At 70.6% G+C, this 2,848-nt stretch carries 3 protein-coding genes; all 3 read right to left on the bottom strand.

Features of this window, described 5'->3' with window-relative positions; genetic code table 11:
• Window positions 1–172: 172 nt before the first annotated feature.
• Genes ACVOK1_RS20420 through ACVOK1_RS20410 form a run of 3 tightly spaced genes read right to left on the bottom strand, consistent with a single transcriptional unit; the run spans window position 173 to window position 2,584 of the window.
• Window positions 173–829, bottom strand: coding sequence for a hypothetical protein (locus tag ACVOK1_RS20420; RefSeq protein WP_481563091.1), 657 nt, complete (start codon window positions 827–829; stop codon window positions 173–175).
• Complete coding sequence (locus tag ACVOK1_RS20415) at window positions 829–2,007, bottom strand: glutathionylspermidine synthase family protein (RefSeq protein WP_200751538.1); 1,179 nt, start codon at window positions 2,005–2,007, stop codon at window positions 829–831. The genes ACVOK1_RS20420 and ACVOK1_RS20415 overlap by 1 nt, the downstream gene beginning before the upstream one ends.
• 7 nt (window positions 2,008–2,014) lie before the next feature.
• Window positions 2,015–2,584 (bottom strand): DUF1190 domain-containing protein, encoded by a 570-nt coding sequence (locus ACVOK1_RS20410; RefSeq protein ID WP_079224108.1) that lies wholly within the window; start codon window positions 2,582–2,584, stop codon window positions 2,015–2,017.
• Window positions 2,585–2,848: the final 264 nt, after the last annotated feature.

The raw sequence follows: 2,848 nt of genomic DNA, 5'->3' as shown, positions 1-2,848 counted from the left end.
GGCTCCCCGGGGGTGGGGGGGTGGTCGCGGGCCGGGGGGCGGGCCGGGGGGGGGGTGGCGCCCCCGCGCGCGGGCGGGCCCGGCCCCGGCCCCCCGCTACCGGCACACCGCCCTGGTTCGCGAACGCTCTGGTAGGTGCCAACCTTGGTTGGCACGAAACCCAAGGCGCCGGTTACGCGGCCGCCAGCAATCGCCGCTGCAATCGCTCCACCGCTCGCTGCAGCAGCACGCGGTTGCGGGCCAGCTTCATCCACTGCGGCAGGCGCGAGAACATCGAGGCGTTGTGCACGCCACCGTGCTCGCGCAGTGCCGACGTCGCGTAGTCATGCAGCACCTGCAGGTGCTCGGCGTTGTAGGCCCACAGCAGGCCCGCACGGGTGGGCTCCACCAACCGCAGCGGCAACCCGAAATGCGGATCTGCCGGCTCGGCATCGCGCAACGGGCAGACGCTGACCTTCACTTCGCTGGTGCGCCCGCACTGCGCGCACTTGGCCGGCAGTACCTCGGGCACGGCCGTGGAGGCCGACGGTCGATGCTGGTGCACGCACACCCACTGGTGACCGCAGTAACCGCACGGGCGGCGGCCATCAATGCGCACCGCGCCCACCCAGGCGCCGCTGTCCAGCGCCACGCTGCAGCCGGTGCAACGGAAGCGCGCCGTCCAGCGGTGAGGCTGCCAGCTGGCGACCACCCAGCCCGGCGTGTCACAGCGATGGCAGCGCACCGCCACGCGCCCGGCGAAGGCGTGCAGCGTGCGGCCATCATCGAAGTGCCGCCCCGGCACCGGCGTCGTTCGCCCGCGCCGGCCCAAAGGCCGCCGCACCGCCATCAGACGTAGATCCGCGTCGGCGCCTCGTCCACGATCGCATGCGGCACGAAGCGCGCACTGTCGCGGGTGATCGCGCTGTCGTCCTCGCGGATGCCGATGCCGCAGGCATGGTCACCAATCACCCAGCTGCCGATCAGCGGATAGCCGCCTTCGAAGCGGGTGAGCGGGTGCGCACGCTGGATGATCGCCGGGCCTTCGTACGGGCCGTCGCTGCGCTGGGTGCTGCCATCGGCCAGATGCATCTCGATGTTGGCACCTTCGCGCGAGAACAGCGGCTTGCGCACCCAGCCCGAGGCCAGCGCGCTGCCATCATCGAAGTGCGCTTCCAGCAGGTTCGGGTGGCCGACGTTGCGCTGCCACAGCAGCGGCAGGATGCCCTTGTTGCTCAGCACCGCCTTCCACGCCGGCTCCAGCAGCTGGATGCCCGAACCGGGCAGCGCACGGCCGAATTCCTCGGCCATCAGGTCTTCCAGCGGGTACAGCTTGAACAGCGTGCCGATCACCGTGTCGTCCAGCGCGGTGAAGCGACCGTCCTCGGACAGGCCGATATCCTCGATGGCGATGGCCTCGCCCTGCAGGCCGGCCTGGGCCGCGCAGTCACGCAGGTAGTCGACCGTGCCACGGTCCTCGTCCGAACTGCCTACCGCGCTGAAATACAGCGGCGGCGGCAGGCGCGCGGCGAGCTCGCCGAAGCGCTCGACCAGCGCCTCGTGCATGCCGTTGAACTGGTCGGCGTGCTGCGGCAGGCGGCCGGCGTTGCGCTGGTCCTCCAGCCACTGCCACTGGAAGAAGCTGGCCTCGAACAGCGAGGTCGGCGTGTCGTAATTCAGTTCGTACAGCTTGGCCGGACCGGTGCCGTCGTAGGCCAGGTCCAGGCGCCCGTACAGGTGCGGCTGGCGCTGGCGCCAGCTCTCGGCGATCCAGTCGCGGTAGTGCGCGGGGATCGCCAGCTGGTCCATCAACCGCTCGCTGGCGATGACATCGCCGACCAGGTCCAGCGCCATCTGGTGCAGCTCGGCGCTGGGGTCTTCGATGTCCACTTCAATCTGGCGCAGGGTGAAGGCGTAGTACGCGCTCTCATCCCAGTACGGCTGGCCGTCGATGGTGTGGAAGCGGAAACCGGCTTCCTCCGCGCGCGCCCGCCAGTGGGCGCGCTCGGCAATGCGAATTCGCTGCATGGGTCGATCAGCCGCCGAAGCTGCCGCCGCTGCGGCGGGCGCTGGTGCTGCCGAAGCCGCTGCGGCTGGCGGTGACGGCGCGGTTCGGCTCGCTGCTGACCGGGGCCAGGCCGGCCTTGCCGGCGCCGATGCCGCTGGCGGTGTTCATGCCACCGGTCCCGCCCGGGGCCGGGCGCGCCCAGCCGGCGTTCTTGTCCTGGTAGGCCGGGGCCGAGGCCGGCGCCTGCGGGGCCAGGCCGCCGCGGTTGCTCAGCATCTGCGACATGAAGAAGCCCATCATCATCGGGCCGATGAACGAGGTACCGGCCGAGGTGTGCTGCTGCACGCACTGCTCGGGCTTGTAGTCCTGCTCACAGGCTTCCTTGCTGGCGTACTTCGGCGCCGCGTCGGCCGCCTTCTGCTGGGCCTCGGCAAAGGCGTTGCGGCACGAGGACGGATCGCCCGTCGCCTCGGTGCAGGCCTGCACGGAGGTGTACAGGCCTTCCTGCACCTGCACCTGCTCTTCCTTCTGGCAGGCGGTGAACAGCAGGGGTGCAGCGCTCATCAGCAGCAGCGCGGTGGTGCGGGAACGCTTCATGGCGTCATGCCTCGGAATCGGATCAATTCCCCCAATGATGCCAAATCCGCACCAACAACCGGAATCGGCAAAGTGGGAAAGATGAACGGAATTTCATTTTCGTCAGGCATCGGGGTCAGAGCCCATCGCGCCGCGATGGGATCCGACCCCGTCAGGTCGCGGCCAACTGTCGAAGGCGGGGTGGGGGGGGGGGAGCGGGGGGGGGGGGCGGGCGGGTGGCGGGGCACGCCGGGCGGAGGGGACAGGGGGGGCGGCCCCCCCCGC

It is taken from the genome of Stenotrophomonas sp. STEN087, assembly GCF_056759115.1.
The sequence above is the reverse complement of the archived record's forward strand: the minus strand, read 5'-3'. Positions and strand labels throughout refer to the sequence as shown.

Bases quoted from the DNA above. Each gene is read 5' to 3' on its own strand.
- ACVOK1_RS20410 (WP_079224108.1), bottom strand. From the start codon at position 2,584: ATGAAGCGTTCCCGCACCACCGCGCTGCTGCTGATGAGCGCTGCACCC.
- ACVOK1_RS20420 (WP_481563091.1), bottom strand. From the start codon at position 829: ATGGCGGTGCGGCGGCCTTTGGGCCGGCGCGGGCGAACGACGCCGGTG.
- ACVOK1_RS20415 (WP_200751538.1), bottom strand. From the start codon at position 2,007: ATGCAGCGAATTCGCATTGCCGAGCGCGCCCACTGGCGGGCGCGCGCG.